Source organism: Sphingobium sp. VMM (assembly GCF_056790315.1).
In genome coordinates, this window is record NZ_JBXGSI010000008.1 from 98667 (window position 1) to 114442 (window position 15776).

Consider the following 15776-nt stretch of genomic DNA (forward strand, 5'->3'; position numbering starts at 1 on the left):
GCCATCGATGGAAACGCAAAGCGCTTCCATCTCAGGCGATCAGGCTCTAGAGCCTCTTCCACCATGGAAGAGGCCCGTTCCAATCCGCCCGCATCGTCCTTCGCCTATCGCCTGCGCCGTGGCGCCGGGGGTATTGCCGACCGGTTGAAGCCCTTGTGGCAGCGCCGCCTGTTCCGCTGGGCCGCGATCCTGCTGGGCGGCTTCCTGCTCGCCATCTTCCTGTTCTGGCTGATCTTTGCGCGCGGCCTGCCCGACGCGACCTCGCTGCTGGAATATGAGCCGCCGCTGCCGACCATGGTGCGCGACATCAATGGCCAGCCGGTCCACAGCTATGCGCGCGAACGCCGCGTCCAGCTGCAATATAGCGATTATCCCCAGCAGCTGATCCACGCCTATCTGGCGGCCGAGGACAAGACCTTCTTCGAACATCATGGCGTCGACATTCCCGGTTTTGCCGGCGCGGTGTTCGATTATGCCAGCAAGCTCGGCTCGGGCCAGCGCGCCCGTGGCGGCTCCACCATCACCCAGCAGGTGGCGAAGAATCTGCTGATCGGCGACGAATATTCGCCTACGCGCAAGGTGAAGGAGATGATCCTCGCCTGGCGCATGGAAAATGTCCTCACCAAGCAGCAGATCCTCGAACTCTATCTCAACCAGATCTTCCTCGGCCGGAACGCCTATGGCGTGCAGGCGGCGGCGCGGGCCTATTTCGACAAGGACGTCGCCGATCTCCAGCTGCATGAAATGGCCTATCTGGCGATCCTGCCCAAGGGGCCGGCCAATTATCGCCCGGAAAGCACCACCGGCCATGCCCGCGCGATCGACCGTCGCAACTGGGCGCTGGGCGAGATGGAGAAGAATGGCTGGATCAGCGCGGCCCAGCGCGACGCCGCCATCGCCCTGCCGCTCGGCACCGTTGCCGCCCATGGTTCCAGCTTCGACGCCAATGCCGGCGGCTATTATATGGAGGAGGTGCGTCGTCGCCTGATCCAGCAGTTCGGCGAAAAGGCGGAGGATGGCCCCAACAGCGTCTATGCCGGCGGCCTGTGGGTGCGCAGTCCCTATGATCCGGTGGCGCAGGACCATACCCAGACCGCGCTGCGCAACGGCCTGTTGCGCTTTGGTGCCGGCCGCGGCTGGTCCGGCCCGGTCGGTCATATCGACCCCGACAAGGGCTGGGAACGCGAACTTGCCGCCAGCTTCATCAGCGTCGATTATGCCGGCTGGCGCGTCGCCGCCGTCATCAGCCGCGACCGCAGTGGCGCGCAGATCGGCTTTGCCGACGGCACCACCGGCACGCTGCCCGCCAGCCTGGCGCAGCTGCCCTATCGCCGCACCGGTGGTCCCGCCATCTCGGCGATGAAGCCGGGCGACCTGATCATCGTCGCCCGCGACGGTGCCAGCTGGGCGCTGCGCAACATTCCCGAAGTGTCGGGCGGCATGGTGGTGGAGGAAGTGCATTCGGGCCGCATCCGCGCGATGCAGGGCGGCTTCGACTATCGCCTTTCCTCCTACAACCGCTCGACCCAGGCGCAGCGTCAGCCCGGCTCGACGATCAAGCCCTTCGTCTATGCCGCCGCGCTCGACAATGGCATGACGCCGGCCTCGATCATCGTCGACGGTCCCTTGTGCGTCTATCAGGGCGCGGGCCTTGGCCAGAAATGCTTCCGCAACTTCTCGGGCGGCAGCGCCGGTCCGCAGACGATGCGCTGGGGCGTCGAGCAGTCGCGCAACCTGATGACCGTGCGCGCCGCCAGCCAGACCGGCATGGACCGGGTCGTGCGCACCATCAAGAATATGGGCATCGGCGACTATCAGCCCTATCTCTCCTTCGCGCTGGGCGCGGGCGAGACGACGGTGGAGCGCATGGTCAACGCCTATGCCACGCTCGCCAATCAGGGGCGGCAGTTCGCGCCCAAGCTGATGGACTATGTGCAGGATCGACGCGGCAAGGTGATCTGGCCGGAACGCTGGCATCCCTGCGACAATTGCAACATGGCCAATTGGGACGGCAAGCCGATGCCGCGCTTCGGTTTCGAGGGGCGTCAGGTGATGAACCCGATGACCGCCTATCAGGTCGTCCACATCACCGAAGGCGTGATCCAGCGCGGCACCGCGACCGTGCTCGCCGACCTCAAGCGCCCGCTGTTCGGCAAGACCGGCACCACCAACGGTCCGACCAATGTCTGGTTCGTCGGCGGCTCGCCCGACCTCGTCGCCGGCGTCTATATCGGCTATGACCAGCCGCGCAGCCTGGGCGGCTGGGCACAGGGCGGCCGCATCGCCGCGCCGATCTGGAAGGAGGCGATGGCCCCGATCCTGGAGACCATGCCCAAGACGCCGTTCATCGCCCCGGCCGGTATCCGCATGGTCGCGATCGACCGCCGCTCGGGCAAGCGCGTCTATGGCGCCTGGCCGACCGATGAGCCCAAGCCCGCGGTCATCTGGGAAGCGTTCAAGCCCGAATCCGAACCGCGCCGCACCATCCGCAAGGAGGAGGCGGAGGCGCAGGCCAAGGTCGCGGCCAAGGCCGACGCGGTCCGTACCCGCCAGCGCAACGACGCCGACTTCCTGCAGGATCAGGGCGGTATCTATTGAGGGGCGGGCGCGTCGGCGCCCGCCCTCTTATCCTCAGCAGTGGCGCGGATTGGCGTCGCAGATCGACAGGCTGGTGGCGCCGCGCCGGCCTTCCAGCGCCTGCGCCAGCAATATCTGGGTCGATCGCACCGCATAGCAGAAGGCGCAGGCGATCGCGTCGCTACAGGCATAGGGAACGGGGCCGGTCCAGCGCGCCTGCAACAGGTCGATCAGCAGATTCTCGTCCTCGCTCAATCGCGGCCCCCGGCCGGTGCGCAGCCCATGGCCGGTCACCTGCTCGCCCAGCCGCAACAGGCTGTCGAGCGCAGGGGAAAGCTGTTCGCAGCCATAGCGCCGCAGCCGCAGGTGCAACTGGGCCATTGCCGGCTGGCGTCGGCGTCGCGCCGCTGCCCAGCAACGCACGGCGTCGAGCAGGATATAGAGGGTGGCCGGGCTGTGCGTCGCCGGCATGGGGGTGGTCGGGTTCATGGGATCGCCTTTCATGGAAAAAGGTTTTCCCCCTTGATGCGCCGCCCTCGCGCGGGGCGGTCTGCGCCATCGGGCTAAGATGCCATTATGTCCGGCAGATTTCGGACCGTTACCACGCCGGCCCTCCGGCGGATTGATCTTCCCAAAAAGCCCGGCCTGGGATAGGGGCAGGCGTTTGATGCGTTCGGGTAGCTGACGCTGGACGCCACGAGATTCTGGAGACCTCCCATGCGCGCCGAAGCGCAGCAATATATCGACCGTATCGACGCCGCGCTGGACCTGCTGCGCCGCTTCCTCGACTGGGACCGTGCGCTGCGCCGGCTGGACGAGCTGAATGCCCGCGTCGAGGATCCGACCCTGTGGGACAATGCCAAGCTGGCGCAGGAGGTGATGCGCGAGCGCACCCGTCTCGACAGCGCGATCGGCGCTACCCGCGCGATCGAGGCCGAAAAGACCGACAATGCCGAACTCATTGAAATGGCCGAGGCCGAAGGCGATGAGGATATGGTCTCCGAAGCCATCGCCGCGCTGAAGGCGCTGGCCGAGCGCGCCGACGAAGACAAGATCAAGGCGCTGCTGGCGGGCGAGGCCGATGCCAGCGACACCTATCTGGAAATCCACGCCGGCGCCGGCGGCACCGAAAGCCAGGACTGGGCCGAAATCCTGTCGCGCATGTATCGCCGCTGGGCCGAACGGCGCGGCTATAAGGTGGAACTGGTCGACTATCAGGCGGGCGAAACTGCCGGCATCAAGTCGGCCACCTTCCTCATCAAGGGCGAGAATGCCTATGGCTATGCCAAGACCGAAAGCGGCGTTCACCGCCTGGTCCGCATCAGCCCCTATGACAGTGCGGCGCGCCGCCATACCAGCTTCTCGTCGGTCTGGGTCTATCCGGTGATCGACGACAATATCGATATCGAGGTCAAGGAAAGCGACCTCAAGATCGATACCTATCGCGCCTCGGGTGCGGGTGGTCAGCACGTTAATACCACCGACTCCGCGGTCCGCATCACCCACGTCCCCTCGGGCATCATCGTCGCGTCGCAGAATGACCGGTCGCAGCACAAGAACCGCGCCACCGCGATGAACATGCTGAAGGCCCGCCTGTACGAGGCGGAACTGCGCAAGCGCGAGGAAGCGGCGTCGACCGACTATGCCGCCAAGACCGAGATCGGCTGGGGCCACCAGATCCGCTCCTATGTGCTCCAGCCTTATCAGCTGGTGAAGGATCTGCGCACCGGCGTCACCTCGACCGCCCCCGACGATGTGCTCGATGGCGCGCTCGATCCGTTCATGGCCGCTGCCCTGTCGCAGAAGGTCACGGGCGAGAAGGTCGACGTGGAGGATGTCGACTGATGATCCGCATGGTGCTGGCGGGGCCGTTGCTCCTGCTGGCAGCCTGCGGGCCGCTGGCAGGCGGCAACCAGTCGGAACGCGCGGCCGGCGCCGCGTCCTTCCCCCGCGCCGACCGGCCGGTGGCGCCGATCGTGTCGACCCGCTGGTCGAGCGAGGAAGCGCGCGACCGGGTCAATGAGGCGGAGGACATCATGGACCGGGCCGGCATCCGGCCGGGCATGACCATCGCGGATATCGGTGCTGGCGAGGGCTATTATACCGTGCGCCTGGCCAAGCGCGTCGGCGTCAAGGGCCGGGTGCTGGCCGAGGATATATTGCCCGAGGTGATCGATGCGCTCAGCCGTCGCATCACCCGCGAAAACTGGACCAATGTCAGCGTGAAGCTGGGCGCGCCGGAAGATCCCAAGCTGCCTGAAAACAGCTTCGACCGCATCTTCATGGTCCATATGTATCATGAGATCGCCGAACCCTATGCGTTCCTGTGGCATCTCAGCCCGGCGCTCAAGGCCGATGGCGAACTGATCGTGGTCGATGCCGACCGGCCGACCGACCAGCATGGCACGCCCCGCCGCCTGCTCACCTGCGAACTGGCGGCAATGGGCTTCCGGCTGGAGGAGATGATCGCCAAGCCAACCGCCGGTGGCTATATGGCCCGCTTCCGCCGCAGCACTGCCCGCCCCGATCCGTCCAGCATCGTCCCCTGCGCGCTGCGCGGCTAGGGGCCTGCCCAGTCCGGTTCGCGACGCGACAGTTTCATATCCGCCGAAGTTCACACCGTTATCGGGGTGATTCACCCTATTTGCGGCAGATATGCGCCTGCCGCGCGCCGGTGGCGCGCCTGCAACGCGACAGCCGGGCAGAACGCGACGCGTCGCTGACGCGCGCCCGAAGCGACAGTGACGCGACAAGGGCGCGCCAGTCAGGCGTCGGCCAGCCATTGGCGGGATGTCGCGCATGGATTGGCGGGCACTCTCGTCCATGGACAAGGGTGGAGCAGAGAATGACCGAATAGGAAAGGGCGGCTGACGACCATTTTCCCCCGTTCCTTCTCCCTTGGAGGGAGAAGGATACGAAGCCTTGCCGCATAGCGGCTAGGCGAAGTTGGATGAGGGGGGCTATGTTGCTCCATTCATGCGAGGCGGCATCCCCCTCACCCAGCTACGACTAGGCAGCAAGCTGCCAAGTCTGCGCAGCCCTCTCCCTCAAGGGAGAGGGGTAGAATGTCCCCTTACCACCCATATCGCGCGGATCTAGTCCCGCGTGCCGGGCTGCCAATCCCTTGCGGCGCGCACGCCGGCCCGGCCGCGCCGCGCCAGTTCGCGTTTCAGGTCCGTGGGATGGGGCGCGATCAGGAAGCCGAAGCTGACGGTCCCTTCCTTGGTTTCGACCGCATGGTGCAGCCGATGCGCCTGGACGATCCGCTTCATGTAGCGCGAGCGGGCGACATAGCGGTGGCGCACCCGCTGGTGGACGATGATGTCGTGGAAGCCGAGATAGATGGCGCCATAGGCGGCGACGCCGGCGCCCACGGCCGTCGCCCAGTTGCCCCAGCCCCATTGCACCCCGCCCAGCAACAGCAGGATGGAGGGCATGGCGAAGATCACGAAATAGAGGTCGTTGGCCTCGAAGAAGCCGGTGCGGGGGCGGTGGTGGCTGGCATGGAGGAGCCAGCCCGGCCCATGCATCACCCAGCGGTGCATCACATAGGCAAAGCCCTCCATCAGCGCGATCGTGACGACGAAGAGCAGCAGGAGGGCGATCGGAGGCATCGGCGCCTTATAGGCAGCGGCGCGGGCCAAGGCGACCCGTAAACACCGCATATAGAACAGGGCCGCGATCCCCCCTGGAGAGCGCGGCCCTGTTCATCCCCGAAGGGAAGGCGGATCAGAAGGAGGCGGTGAGCGAACCGAGCACGCCGGCCTTGCTGATATTGTGGCCTGCCGACGAATAGAGCGACTTGTCGGTGTCGACATAGGATACGCCGAAGGTCAGGTGACCCCAGGTGTAGGTCGCGCCGATATTCCAGTCGGTATATTCCTTGCCGATGGTGAGGTAGCTCGGGCCGAAGCTGTGGCCCAGATGCGCCGACACGCCCAGCGGGGTGTTGGGGATCGAGGCCGAGACGTCGCCGGCGAGGTAGAGATTGTCTTCCTTGCCATTGCCGACGGTCAGCGCCTTCGCCTTGGGGGCGTAGTTGGCGGTCAGCTTGGCGGTGGCGGGGCCGAACGTGCCCTTGATCGAGGCATAGGGCTCGACGAAGTCGGTGTTCGCACCGGCATTGCCCGGATAGTAATAATAGAGAACGCCGACGTCGATCGTCGCGCCGCCGACCGTGGTCGAATAGCCGCCGATCAGGTCGAGTTCCTGGTCCGAGCCGTTGGCGACATATTCGTCGATCGAGCTGCCCCAGGTCGAGACATAGAAGCCCGATTCATGGGTGACGGTGATGCCGCCCTGCAGCGCGAACTTCTTGTTGGTCTGCGAAATGCCGCGGAAGCGATAATCGCTGACGACGGCGGCATTGCCGGTGACGGTTACCGCGGGAGCGGGCTCATCCTGGGCCATGGCGGGTGCCGACAGCGCAACAAGAGCGAAGGCCGAGAGGCCGAGAATGGACTTACGCATGATAATCCCCTTGATGGTTCTGCGATCGTCCCGCCTGCGTTCAGGCGCCTGCCTCTATGCTTCCCCCAGGGGAAGTGGGCCAGCTTGCCTCAACAAGTTTGGCCATGCCTGCGCGCGCTGCGGCGCACAAGATATTATTGCTGTTTCATGTCTTTTACGTCTTTTGTTGTTGCTACGGCGCAACAAGGTGCGCGGCTGCGTTCGCCGGATGCCCGGCATATCTACATGATAAGGCGTGATTTATTGGATATTCGAACGCTGTTGCGGTCGCTCAGGACGGGGAATGGTCCGAAATGTCGGGCTCATTCATTGCTAGATCATGTCTATCCTGCGGCTGCCGCACTTCGATGATCTGGCGCGGATAGGGGACGATGATGCCCTGGGCCTTGAACTTGTCCAGCACCCGCATCAGCACGTCGGAGGTTACCCCGCCCACGCCATTTTCCGGATCGTTGATCCAGACGCGGATCTCATGCTCCAGCCGATATTGGCCGAGCGCGGTCAGCCATACCTTGGGCTCGGGATGCTTGAGCGCGCGCGGGCTTTCCTTGGCCGCTTCCAGCATCAGGTGCTGGGCCAGCGCGATGTCGCTGTCATTGCTGATCCCCACCGGGATGCGGACGCGGATATTGCGGTCGGAATAGGACCAGTTCTCCACCTCCTGCGTCATCAGATTTTCGTTGGGGATGAGATGCTTCTTGCCGTCGCGGGTGATGATCGACACGGCGCGCACGCCGATCTTGCTGACCCAGCCGAAACTGTCGCCGACCGCGATCACGTCACCCGGCTTGATCGACCGGTCCATCAGCAGGATGATGCCGGCGATCAGATTGCCGACCGTCTTCTGCAGGCCGAAGCCGACTGCCAGGCCCAGCGCCCCGGAAAAGACGGTGAAGGCGGTGAGGTCGATGCCCAATATGTCGATGCCGATGAAGAAGGCGGCGATGATGACGGCGATGCCGGCCAGCTTCTGGCCCAGCAACTTCTGGGTCGGGTCGAGATCGGGCGCCTTCTGGATGCTGCGCCGGATCAGCCGGTTGGCAAGGCGGATGCCGGCAAGCAGCGCGACCAATGTCGCCGCAACCGACAATAGGTCGAGCAGGCTGATCCGCCGCTTGCCGAGCGTCAGCGCGACGTCGTCGAGCATCGAGCCTACCGGCGCGATGCCGCCGCTGCTGCCCGATATCACCATGACGAACAGCAGCAGGGCGAGCGGGGTAATCGCCCAGCGCGGGAAGCTGAGCGCCTGCAGCAGATGCAGCGCGAACAGGGCGACGGCGAGGGCGAGCGCGGCGCCCAGGATCAGATGGGCGATGCTGTCCGCCGGCCACAGCGCCAGTGCCGTCGCGAACAGCGGCGCGCTGATCGCATGACGCAGCATCGGGCGGACATGGGTGGATGCCAGTTCGCTGAGGGCAGGCAGGCGCTCGCGGATGCGCGGGGCCAGCAGCCGCGCCAGGCCATAGGCCATGGCATGGAGCAGCAGCGCGATGCCGATCGCGATCAGCGGCTGGGTGATGTCCGCATTGCCCGGCAGCCGGGCCAGCCATGCGGACAGCTGCGTCATCCGCGCGCTGCCCGGAAGCGGGCGAGACCGGCGTCAAGGTCGGCGATCAGGTCGGCGGGATCCTCCAGCCCGATCTGCAGCCGGATGACCGGGCCTTCCGCCTGCCATATGGTCGCGGTGCGATAGCGGGCCGGATCGACCGGCAGGGCCAGGCTCTCGAACCCGCCCCAGCTATAGCCGATACCGAAATGGGCGAGCCCGTCGATCAGCGCAGCACGGGCCGCCTCGTCGCCGCCCTGCAGCACGAAGCTGAACAGGCCGGTCGAGCCGCTGAAATCGCGCGCCCACAATTCATGGCCGGGGCAGTCGGGTAGCGCCGGGTGCAGCACGCGGGCGACATCGGGCTGCTCGGCCAGCCACTGCGCGATCGTGAGTGCGCTCGCCTGATGCTGGGCCAGGCGGACGCCCAGGGTCCGCAGGCCGCGGCTGGCAAGCCAGGCATCGTCGGGGCTGGTCATCTGGCCGAACAGATAGGCAGACTGGCGGACCTTCGAGAACAGCGCCGCGGCGGCGGTGATCGACCCCATCATCACGTCGCTATGGCCGACAATATATTTGGTGCAGGCGAGGATCGAAATATCGACGCCATGGGCCAGCGCCGGGAAGAAGAGCGGCGTCGCCCAGGTATTGTCGAGCAGGGTGGTGATGCCGCGATCGCGCGCGATGGCAGTGATCGCAGGCACGTCCTGCACCTCGAAGGTCAGGCTGCCGGGGCATTCCAGGAAGATGGCGCGGGTGCGATCGGTCAGCAGCTCGGCGATGCCGGCGCCGATGGTCGGATCATAATAGAGCGTCTCGACGCCGAAGGGCTTCAGCACCTGCTCGCAGAAATTGCGGGTCGGGTCATAGGCGCTGTCGACCATCAGCAACTGGTCGCCCGGCCGCAGCACCGCCATCAGCGCGCAGGCGATCGCCGCCACGCCCGAGGGGAAGAGCATCGTGCCCTCCGCGCCCGGCTCCATTTCGGTCAGCGCGTCGGCCAGGCTCCAGCTGGTCGGCGTGCCCTTGCGCCCATAGAAGAGCCGCTCATGCGTGCTGCTGCCCGCCGCCTTCCGCAAATGGGCGACATCGTCATAGAGGATGGTCGAGGCGCGCCACACGCCCGGACTGACGATCGCGCCGGGTTGCCCCGGCATGCCGGTCCAGTCGGCGCGACGGCCGGCCTGCGCCAGCTTCGTCAGCGGCCTTCTGCTGTCCTCGCTCATGCGGCCGGCCCGGTCGCCTTGGGCGTGGCGGGATCGAACCCCCATTCCGACCAGCTGCCGTCATAGAGGCTGACGTCGCGCTTCCCGAGCGTTTCGAGCGCCGCGAGGATGATCGCGGCGGTCACGCCGCTGCCGCAGGTGGTGATGATCGGCCGGTCGAGATCGGTGCCGGCGTCCAGCAGCAGGCGGCGCAGTTCCTCGCCCTGCTTCAGGCTGTTGTCGGCGGCGAAGAAGGCGGAGGAGGGGATGTTGCGGCTGCCGGGAATATGGCCCGACGCCATGCCGGGGCGCGGTTCGGCCTCCGCGCCGGTGAAGCGCCCCGCGCCGCGCGCGTCGAGCAGTTGCGCGGTGCCGCTGTCGAGATTGGCGAGGATGTCCGCTTTGCTACGGACCTGTGTGCGGTCGAGCCGGGCGACGGCGTTGCCCGGCGCCATGGCGGGCGTGCCGCTGTCGACCTGGCGGCCTTCGGCGACCCATTTGGGCAGGCCGCCATCCAGGATCGCAGCCGATGCGCCCAGGCCATAGACGCGCATCATCCACCAGCCGCGCGCGGCGCTGTGGGTCGGGCTGTTGTCATAGATGACGATGCGGCTGTCGGCGTTGACGCCCAGTGCCTGCATGCGCTGCGTCATCAGCGCGTCGGGTGGCAACTGGCCCGGCACCGGATCGGCGGGATCGCTGAGGCTCGGCAGGTCCATGAAGGCGGCGCCGGGAATATGGGCCGCGTCGAACTCGGCGCGCGGGTCGCGCGGCGTGCCGGGTAGGAACAGGCTGGCGTCGAGAATGACGAGATCGGGCTTGCCGATTTCGCCGGCCAGCCAGTCGGTGGAAACGAGAATGTCCATGCGGCCCCTTTTGCCTTGTCCGACAGGCACTTTAGGAGCGCCTGGCCGGACAGGAAAGGGAAATGCTCAGGCCGGCGGCACTTCGGCGGCGGCGCGGGCGGCCGGCCGGCGATATTGGCGCGGCCCCTGGTCGAGACGGAAGGGCGACAGGCGCTCGGCGGGCGGATCCTGTTCCTGGCCGACGATGAAGGCGCGACCGGTGCGGCCGGTACCTTCGGGCGCTTCCTCATCCTCGCCCCAGCGATAATGGGCGTCGAAGGCGGCGATCGGCACCAGCAGCGACCGTTCGCCCATCGTCACCGGCACGATCTCGTCCTGGGCCAGGCGCAGCTCGTTGGTCATGCGCACGGTTTCGCCCGGCGCGATCGAGACGATCGAATGCAGCGGCATGCCGGTCTCGCCACCGAAGAAATGGCGCAGCAACGCATCCTGCTGCGCGCCCGCATTGCCCAATATGCCGCGCACCATGATGTCGCGGGCCGGGCAATCGCCGCGATTGTGGAGCAGCAGCGTATAGCCGATGGTCACACCGATCAGCGAGGAGCGGGCGAGGCTGATGTCGAGGCCGAGGTCGATCCAGGGGCGATCGCCGGCGTCGCTGGCCGGCGCCGATGCCACGGGTTCGGGGGCAGGTGCTGGCGTGGGCGCCGGCATAGGCGCGGGAGCAGGCGCCGGAGCCGGCGGGGGCGGCGCAACGGGGGCTGGGGCTGGTCGGGGCGCTGCCGGGGCTGGCGCGCTCGCCGGCTCGGCGTCGACCTCCGCCGCCACACGACGGCGCCGCATCAGCAGAAAGCCGGCGATCACCGCCAGTGCGGCGATGGCGGCGGCGATCCAGGGCCAGCTCAGCCCCTGCGCTTCGGCGTCCGGCGCGGGTTCGGCAGTGGTGACGCTGTTGTCGGCCGTGACCGGCTCGGGCGCGGGCAGGGCGGCCGGCGGCGGTGTTTCCACCGCGTTGGCGGCATTGTCCGGCTCCGCCACAGCGGGCGCCGGGCTGGGCTGCGCCGGCGTGGTGTCGCGCGCGGCCGGGCGTTCGGCCGGGGTAGGGGCGGGCGTCGTGCGCGGTGTTTCGGTGCGCGTCGGCGCCGGCGTCGGTGCCGGGCGCTGCGATGCAGGGGCAGGCGTGGTCGTGGGCGCGCGCTGGGTCGGTGCTGGCGTCACCGTGGGGGCGACGATCGGCGGCAACGACGGCGTGGGTGTCGGGGTCGGCGTTGCCGTGCCCCGGAACACGTCGAGTTCCGGGCCTTGACGGCGCGGGTCATCGGCCGGCGGCGGCGGCGCGGCGCGCTGCAGATTGACGACCGGATCGCTGCCGGTGGCTTGCTGTGCCAGCGCGGGTGTGACTGCCAGCAGCGGCAGGGCGGAAAGGAACAGACGCATAGACCCCATGGCCCTGCCAAGGCAGAAATTTTGCTGAACGCCAGATGAACGGGTGGCCTTGCGCGCCGGACCGATGACAAATTGCGTGTAATCGACTACATGCGCCCTCATGACCGATACCCCGCTCCATCTCGGCCGCGCCAGCACCCTGCCGCAGCGGCCCGAGGACGCCGTCCTCGACTATGTCCCCAATCCCCGTCCGGGCAAGCCCTATCTGGTGCGCTTCACGGCGCCGGAATTCACCTCGCTCTGCCCGGTGACCGGCCAGCCCGACTTCGCCCATCTGGTGATCGACTATGCGCCCGGCGCGACGATCGTCGAATCCAAGGCGCTCAAGCTGTTCCTGGGCAGCTTCCGCAACCATGCCGGCTTCCACGAGGATTGCACCGTCGGCATCGGCGAGCGGCTGTTCACCGAAATGCAGCCGATCTGGCTGCGCATCGGCGGTTACTGGTATCCGCGCGGCGGCATCCCGATCGACGTCTTCTGGCAGTCGGGCGAACCGCCCGCCGGCCTGTGGCTGCCGCCGCAGGACGTGCCGGGCTATCGCGGCCGCGGCTGAATATCTGATCCATAGGCTGCGCCGATCATGCAGGATGCCGCAAGCCTCATGGCTTTTTATCGCAATCGTCGGGCGGAACTGGACCCGTCCGACGGTTCGCGCTGGCATTTGCTGATCAAGGAAATTCGCCTGCGCGAAGCATGCGGCATAGAAGAAGCCTATGCCATCGCATTGACTGATCCCATTTGGCGGCGTTGGTTCGAGCGCCAGATCAATAGCGATCCTACCTGCCGGAAGGCCGCATTGCGGCACATGCGCGATAACGGCGATCGCTCGCTCATCGCCCAGCGAGACGGAAGGCTTTTCGTCCGATAGCCACTCTGCCCTTGTTGGACGAACGCGCAACAGGCTTCGACCAACGACATTCTCTTGCGTATAGTTCACTTGACCCTCCGCGGGAAAGGGCCGATCCGGTTTGCATGTTGCGCGTGACTATGTCTCATTGCGCCATCCAAGCCGTATCGGAGTTCCTTCCCCCATGCCCTTGTCGAAAATCCTGCCGTTCCTGATGGCGGCCGCGCCGCTGGCGATCGCCGCGCCCGCGCTGGCCCAGACCGCGCCTGCCGGCCCCGCCGCCGGCGTCACCACCCAGCTGCCCCGTGGCGCCGCACCCAGCCATTATGCGATCGAAGTGACGCCCGATGCGGCGAACCTCAAATTCACCGGCAAGGTGACGATCGACGTCACTGTCGCCACCGCCATGCCGGCGCTGGTGCTCAACGCTGCCGACCTGACCGTCTCCAGCGTCACCCTGACCCCAGCCAAGGGCAAGGCGATCACTGGCACTGCCAAGGTCGATGCCGATGCCCAGACCGTCAGCCTCGACTTCGGTAAGCCGGTCCAGCCGGGCAGCTACAAGCTGACCATGGTCTATGCCGGCATCATCAATCAGCAGGCTAATGGCCTGTTCGCGCTCGACTATACCGACAATGCCGGCGCCGCGAAGCGCGCGCTCTTCACCCAGTTCGAGGCGCCCGACGCCCGCCGTTTCGTGCCGAGCTTCGACGAGCCGAGCTACAAGGCGACCTTCGACCTGTCCGCCGCGGTCCCGGCGGACCAGCTGGCGGTCGGCAACATGCCGGTCAAGGCGACCAAGGATATTGGCGGCGGCAAGAAGCTGGTGACCTTCGGCACCAGCCCCAAAATGTCGTCCTACCTGCTCTTCTTCGGCCTGGGCGAACTGGACCGCGCGACCAAGATGGCGGGCAATACCGAAGTCGGCGTCATCACCGGCCGGGGCAATACCGCCAAGGCGCAGCTGGCGCTCGACGCGTCGGCGGCGATCCTGCCTTATTATAACGACTATTTCGGCGTGCCCTTCCCGCTGCCCAAGCTCGACAATGTCGCGGGTCCGGGCCAGAGCCAGTTCTTCAGCGCGATGGAGAATTGGGGCGCGATCTTCACCTTCGAGCGCACTCTGCTGGTCGATCCGCGCTTCACCTCCGAAGAGACCAAGCGCGCCATCTATGAAGTGGCCGCGCATGAAATGGCGCATCAGTGGTTCGGCGATCTCGTCACCATGGCCTGGTGGGACGATCTCTGGCTGAACGAGGGTTTTGCGAGCTGGATGGCGACCAAGGTCACCGACAAGCTGAACCCGGAATGGGAAGCCCTGCTGTCGCGCGTCGATGGCCGCGAGCGGGCGATGAGCCTCGACGCGCTCAAGACCACCCACCCGGTCGTGCAGAAGATCACCACCGTCGATCAGGTGAATCAGGCCTTCGACGCCATCACCTATCAGAAGGGCGAAGCGGTCATCACCATGCTTGAAGGCTATGCCGGCGAGGATGCGTGGAAGGCGGGCATCCAGTCCTACATGAAGCAACATGCCTATGGGAACACCGTCACCGACGATCTTTGGAAGGCGGTCGAGGGCGCGGGTGCCAAGGGCCTGGTCAGCATTGCGCATGATTTCACCAGCCAGCCGGGCATCCCGCTGGTCAAGGTGGAGAGCGCCCAGTGCCAGGGCGGCAACACCATCCTGACGCTGAGCCAGGGCGAGTTCAGCCGCGACGCCAAGGACAAGGCGCCGCTCAAGTGGAATGTGCCGGTGAAGGCGCAGGTGCAGGGCGGCGAGGCGCAGCGCCTGATCCTGCAGGGCAATGGCCAGATCACGCTGCCGGGCTGCGGCGCCTATGTCATCAATGCGGGCCAGACCGGTTATTATCGTTCGCTCTATCCCGCCGCCAATATCCAGGCGCTGGCCAAGGGCTTCAGCCAGCTGTCCAGCATGGACCAGACCGGCCTGATGGCGGACAATTTCCAGCTGGCGCTGGGTGGATACCAGCCGATCGGCCTGGCGCTCGACCTGGTCGACGCGGTGCCGGTCAATGGCAGCCCGGCCGTGCTGGCGGAAGTGCCCGGCTATTTGAAGAGCAGCTATGACATGCTGGAGGGCGATGCCGCCGCCCAGGCGAAGGTCGCGGCCTATGCCTCGGCCAAGCTGACCCCGGCGCTGACGGCGATCGGCTATGATGCCAAGGCCGGCGAAGGGCCGCAGGTGCCGGTGCTGCGCACCAGCCTGGTCGCGACGCTGGGCAGCATGGGTGACAAGGGCGTGGTGGCCGAGGCCAACCGCCGCTTCGCCGCGCTGGCGACCAACCCGGCCGCGCTCGACGGGCCGCTGCGCAATGTCTGGCTGGGCATCATCGCCCAGAATGCCGATCAGGCGACCTGGGACAAGCTGCGCGTGATGGCCAAGGGTGCGCAGAGCGACCTCGAAAAGAGCACGCTCTACGCGCTGCTCGGCAAGGCGAAGGACGAGAAGCTGGGGCAGCAGGCTCTGGATCTCGCCCTAACCGATGAGCCGGGCAAGACCACCAGCGCGGCGATCATCGGCCAGGTGGGCGTCGCCCATCCGATGTTGGCGGTCGACTATGTGCTGGCGCACAAGGCGCAATATGAGGCGCTGATCGACGTGTCGGCCCGCAGTCAGGCGCTGGCCCGTCTGGGCGGCGGATCGGCCGACCCGGCGATGGTGACCAAGCTGGACGCCTATGCGACCCAGTATCTGACGCCGGAATCGCGCAAGGTGGTCGATCGCTCGATCGCCGCGATCAAGACCCGGATCGAGACGCGCAGCCGCCTCAAGGCACCGACCGCGGCCTGGTTCGCGGGCAAGAAGTAAGGGCATGGGGCGGCGGAGCGATCCGCCGCCCTTTCCAAATGGGAAG

The 15776-nt window shown here is 66.6% G+C and carries 13 protein-coding genes; 6 read left to right on the forward strand and 7 right to left on the reverse strand.

What is annotated here, in order from left to right; genetic code table 11:
- Positions 1 to 63: 63 nt before the first annotated feature.
- Positions 64 to 2598 (forward strand): penicillin-binding protein 1A, encoded by a 2535-nt coding sequence (locus ACUCV3_RS12140; RefSeq protein WP_279728163.1) that lies wholly within the window; start codon positions 64 to 66, stop codon positions 2596 to 2598.
- A 33-nt stretch (positions 2599 to 2631) separates the two neighbouring features.
- Here the strand turns inward: ACUCV3_RS12140 and ACUCV3_RS12145 are convergent, their stop codons facing one another.
- Positions 2632 to 3066, reverse strand: a complete 435-nt coding sequence (locus ACUCV3_RS12145) for a hypothetical protein (RefSeq protein WP_279728164.1) — start codon at positions 3064 to 3066, stop codon at positions 2632 to 2634.
- A gap of 228 nt (positions 3067 to 3294) precedes the next feature.
- Between ACUCV3_RS12145 and prfB the strand changes: the two genes are divergently transcribed.
- Together prfB and ACUCV3_RS12155 are read left to right on the forward strand one after the other, a co-directional pair.
- Positions 3295 to 4422, forward strand: coding sequence for a peptide chain release factor 2 (gene prfB / locus ACUCV3_RS12150; protein ID WP_004210053.1), 1128 nt, complete (start codon positions 3295 to 3297; stop codon positions 4420 to 4422).
- Positions 4422 to 5141 carry a class I SAM-dependent methyltransferase gene (locus tag ACUCV3_RS12155; RefSeq protein WP_279728165.1) on the forward strand — a complete coding sequence of 240 codons (720 nt, stop codon included), beginning with the start codon at positions 4422 to 4424 and terminating at the stop codon, positions 5139 to 5141. Before prfB ends, ACUCV3_RS12155 begins: the two co-directional genes overlap by 1 nt.
- A gap of 531 nt (positions 5142 to 5672) precedes the next feature.
- On the opposite strand, the gene ACUCV3_RS12160 is transcribed toward ACUCV3_RS12155, so the two are convergent.
- The 6 genes from ACUCV3_RS12160 to ACUCV3_RS12185 form a co-directional block, all read right to left on the reverse strand.
- Positions 5673 to 6191: a sterol desaturase family protein gene (locus tag ACUCV3_RS12160; protein WP_279728166.1), complete on the reverse strand. Its 519-nt coding sequence runs from the start codon at positions 6189 to 6191 to the stop codon at positions 5673 to 5675.
- Positions 6192 to 6306: 115 nt separating this feature from the next.
- On the reverse strand, positions 6307 to 7047 hold the full coding sequence (locus ACUCV3_RS12165) for a TorF family putative porin (RefSeq protein ID WP_004210057.1): 741 nt from the start codon (positions 7045 to 7047) through the stop codon (positions 6307 to 6309).
- Between the two features lie 271 nt (positions 7048 to 7318).
- Positions 7319 to 8614, reverse strand: coding sequence for a mechanosensitive ion channel family protein (locus ACUCV3_RS12170; RefSeq protein ID WP_279728167.1), 1296 nt, complete (start codon positions 8612 to 8614; stop codon positions 7319 to 7321).
- The gene (gene metC / locus ACUCV3_RS12175; protein ID WP_279728168.1) at positions 8611 to 9819 is read right to left on the reverse strand and encodes a cystathionine beta-lyase; all 1209 of its coding nucleotides are present in this window, start codon (positions 9817 to 9819) and stop codon (positions 8611 to 8613) included. The genes ACUCV3_RS12170 and metC overlap by 4 nt, the downstream gene beginning before the upstream one ends.
- Entirely contained in the window at positions 9816 to 10664 is an 849-nt protein-coding gene (gene sseA, locus ACUCV3_RS12180; RefSeq protein WP_136186334.1) for a 3-mercaptopyruvate sulfurtransferase, read from the reverse strand. The genes metC and sseA overlap by 4 nt, the downstream gene beginning before the upstream one ends.
- A gap of 66 nt (positions 10665 to 10730) precedes the next feature.
- A complete protein-coding gene (locus ACUCV3_RS12185) occupies positions 10731 to 12041 on the reverse strand; it encodes a hypothetical protein (RefSeq protein WP_279728189.1) in 1311 nt (436 codons plus the stop codon).
- A gap of 109 nt (positions 12042 to 12150) precedes the next feature.
- On the opposite strand from ACUCV3_RS12185, the gene queF reads away from it, so the two are divergent.
- The 3 genes from queF (at position 12151) to ACUCV3_RS12200 (ending at position 15730) form a co-directional block, all read left to right on the forward strand.
- A complete protein-coding gene (queF, locus tag ACUCV3_RS12190; RefSeq protein ID WP_004210067.1) occupies positions 12151 to 12603 on the forward strand; it encodes a preQ(1) synthase in 453 nt (150 codons plus the stop codon).
- 27 nt (positions 12604 to 12630) lie between these two features.
- The gene (locus ACUCV3_RS12195; RefSeq protein WP_017499051.1) at positions 12631 to 12918 is read left to right on the forward strand and encodes a hypothetical protein; all 288 of its coding nucleotides are present in this window, start codon (positions 12631 to 12633) and stop codon (positions 12916 to 12918) included.
- Positions 12919 to 13081: 163 nt separating this feature from the next.
- Entirely contained in the window at positions 13082 to 15730 is a 2649-nt protein-coding gene (locus ACUCV3_RS12200; protein WP_279728169.1) for a M1 family metallopeptidase, read from the forward strand.
- Positions 15731 to 15776: the final 46 nt, after the last annotated feature.

What these genes read in the sequence shown, in the direction of transcription:
- queF (WP_004210067.1), top strand. Translation starts at nt 12,151, where the DNA reads ATGACCGATACCCCGCTCCATCTCGGCCGCGCCAGCACCCTGCCGCAG.
- ACUCV3_RS12165 (WP_004210057.1), bottom strand. Translation starts at nt 7,047, where the DNA reads ATGCGTAAGTCCATTCTCGGCCTCTCGGCCTTCGCTCTTGTTGCGCTG.
- ACUCV3_RS12140 (WP_279728163.1), top strand. Translation starts at nt 64, where the DNA reads ATGGAAGAGGCCCGTTCCAATCCGCCCGCATCGTCCTTCGCCTATCGC.
- ACUCV3_RS12170 (WP_279728167.1), bottom strand. Translation starts at nt 8,614, where the DNA reads ATGACGCAGCTGTCCGCATGGCTGGCCCGGCTGCCGGGCAATGCGGAC.
- ACUCV3_RS12145 (WP_279728164.1), bottom strand. Translation starts at nt 3,066, where the DNA reads ATGAACCCGACCACCCCCATGCCGGCGACGCACAGCCCGGCCACCCTC.
- ACUCV3_RS12160 (WP_279728166.1), bottom strand. Translation starts at nt 6,191, where the DNA reads ATGCCTCCGATCGCCCTCCTGCTGCTCTTCGTCGTCACGATCGCGCTG.
- prfB (WP_004210053.1), top strand. Translation starts at nt 3,295, where the DNA reads ATGCGCGCCGAAGCGCAGCAATATATCGACCGTATCGACGCCGCGCTG.
- metC (WP_279728168.1), bottom strand. Translation starts at nt 9,819, where the DNA reads ATGAGCGAGGACAGCAGAAGGCCGCTGACGAAGCTGGCGCAGGCCGGC.
- ACUCV3_RS12185 (WP_279728189.1), bottom strand. Translation starts at nt 12,041, where the DNA reads ATGCGTCTGTTCCTTTCCGCCCTGCCGCTGCTGGCAGTCACACCCGCG.
- ACUCV3_RS12195 (WP_017499051.1), top strand. Translation starts at nt 12,631, where the DNA reads ATGCAGGATGCCGCAAGCCTCATGGCTTTTTATCGCAATCGTCGGGCG.
- ACUCV3_RS12155 (WP_279728165.1), top strand. Translation starts at nt 4,422, where the DNA reads ATGATCCGCATGGTGCTGGCGGGGCCGTTGCTCCTGCTGGCAGCCTGC.
- sseA (WP_136186334.1), bottom strand. Translation starts at nt 10,664, where the DNA reads ATGGACATTCTCGTTTCCACCGACTGGCTGGCCGGCGAAATCGGCAAG.
- ACUCV3_RS12200 (WP_279728169.1), top strand. Translation starts at nt 13,082, where the DNA reads ATGCCCTTGTCGAAAATCCTGCCGTTCCTGATGGCGGCCGCGCCGCTG.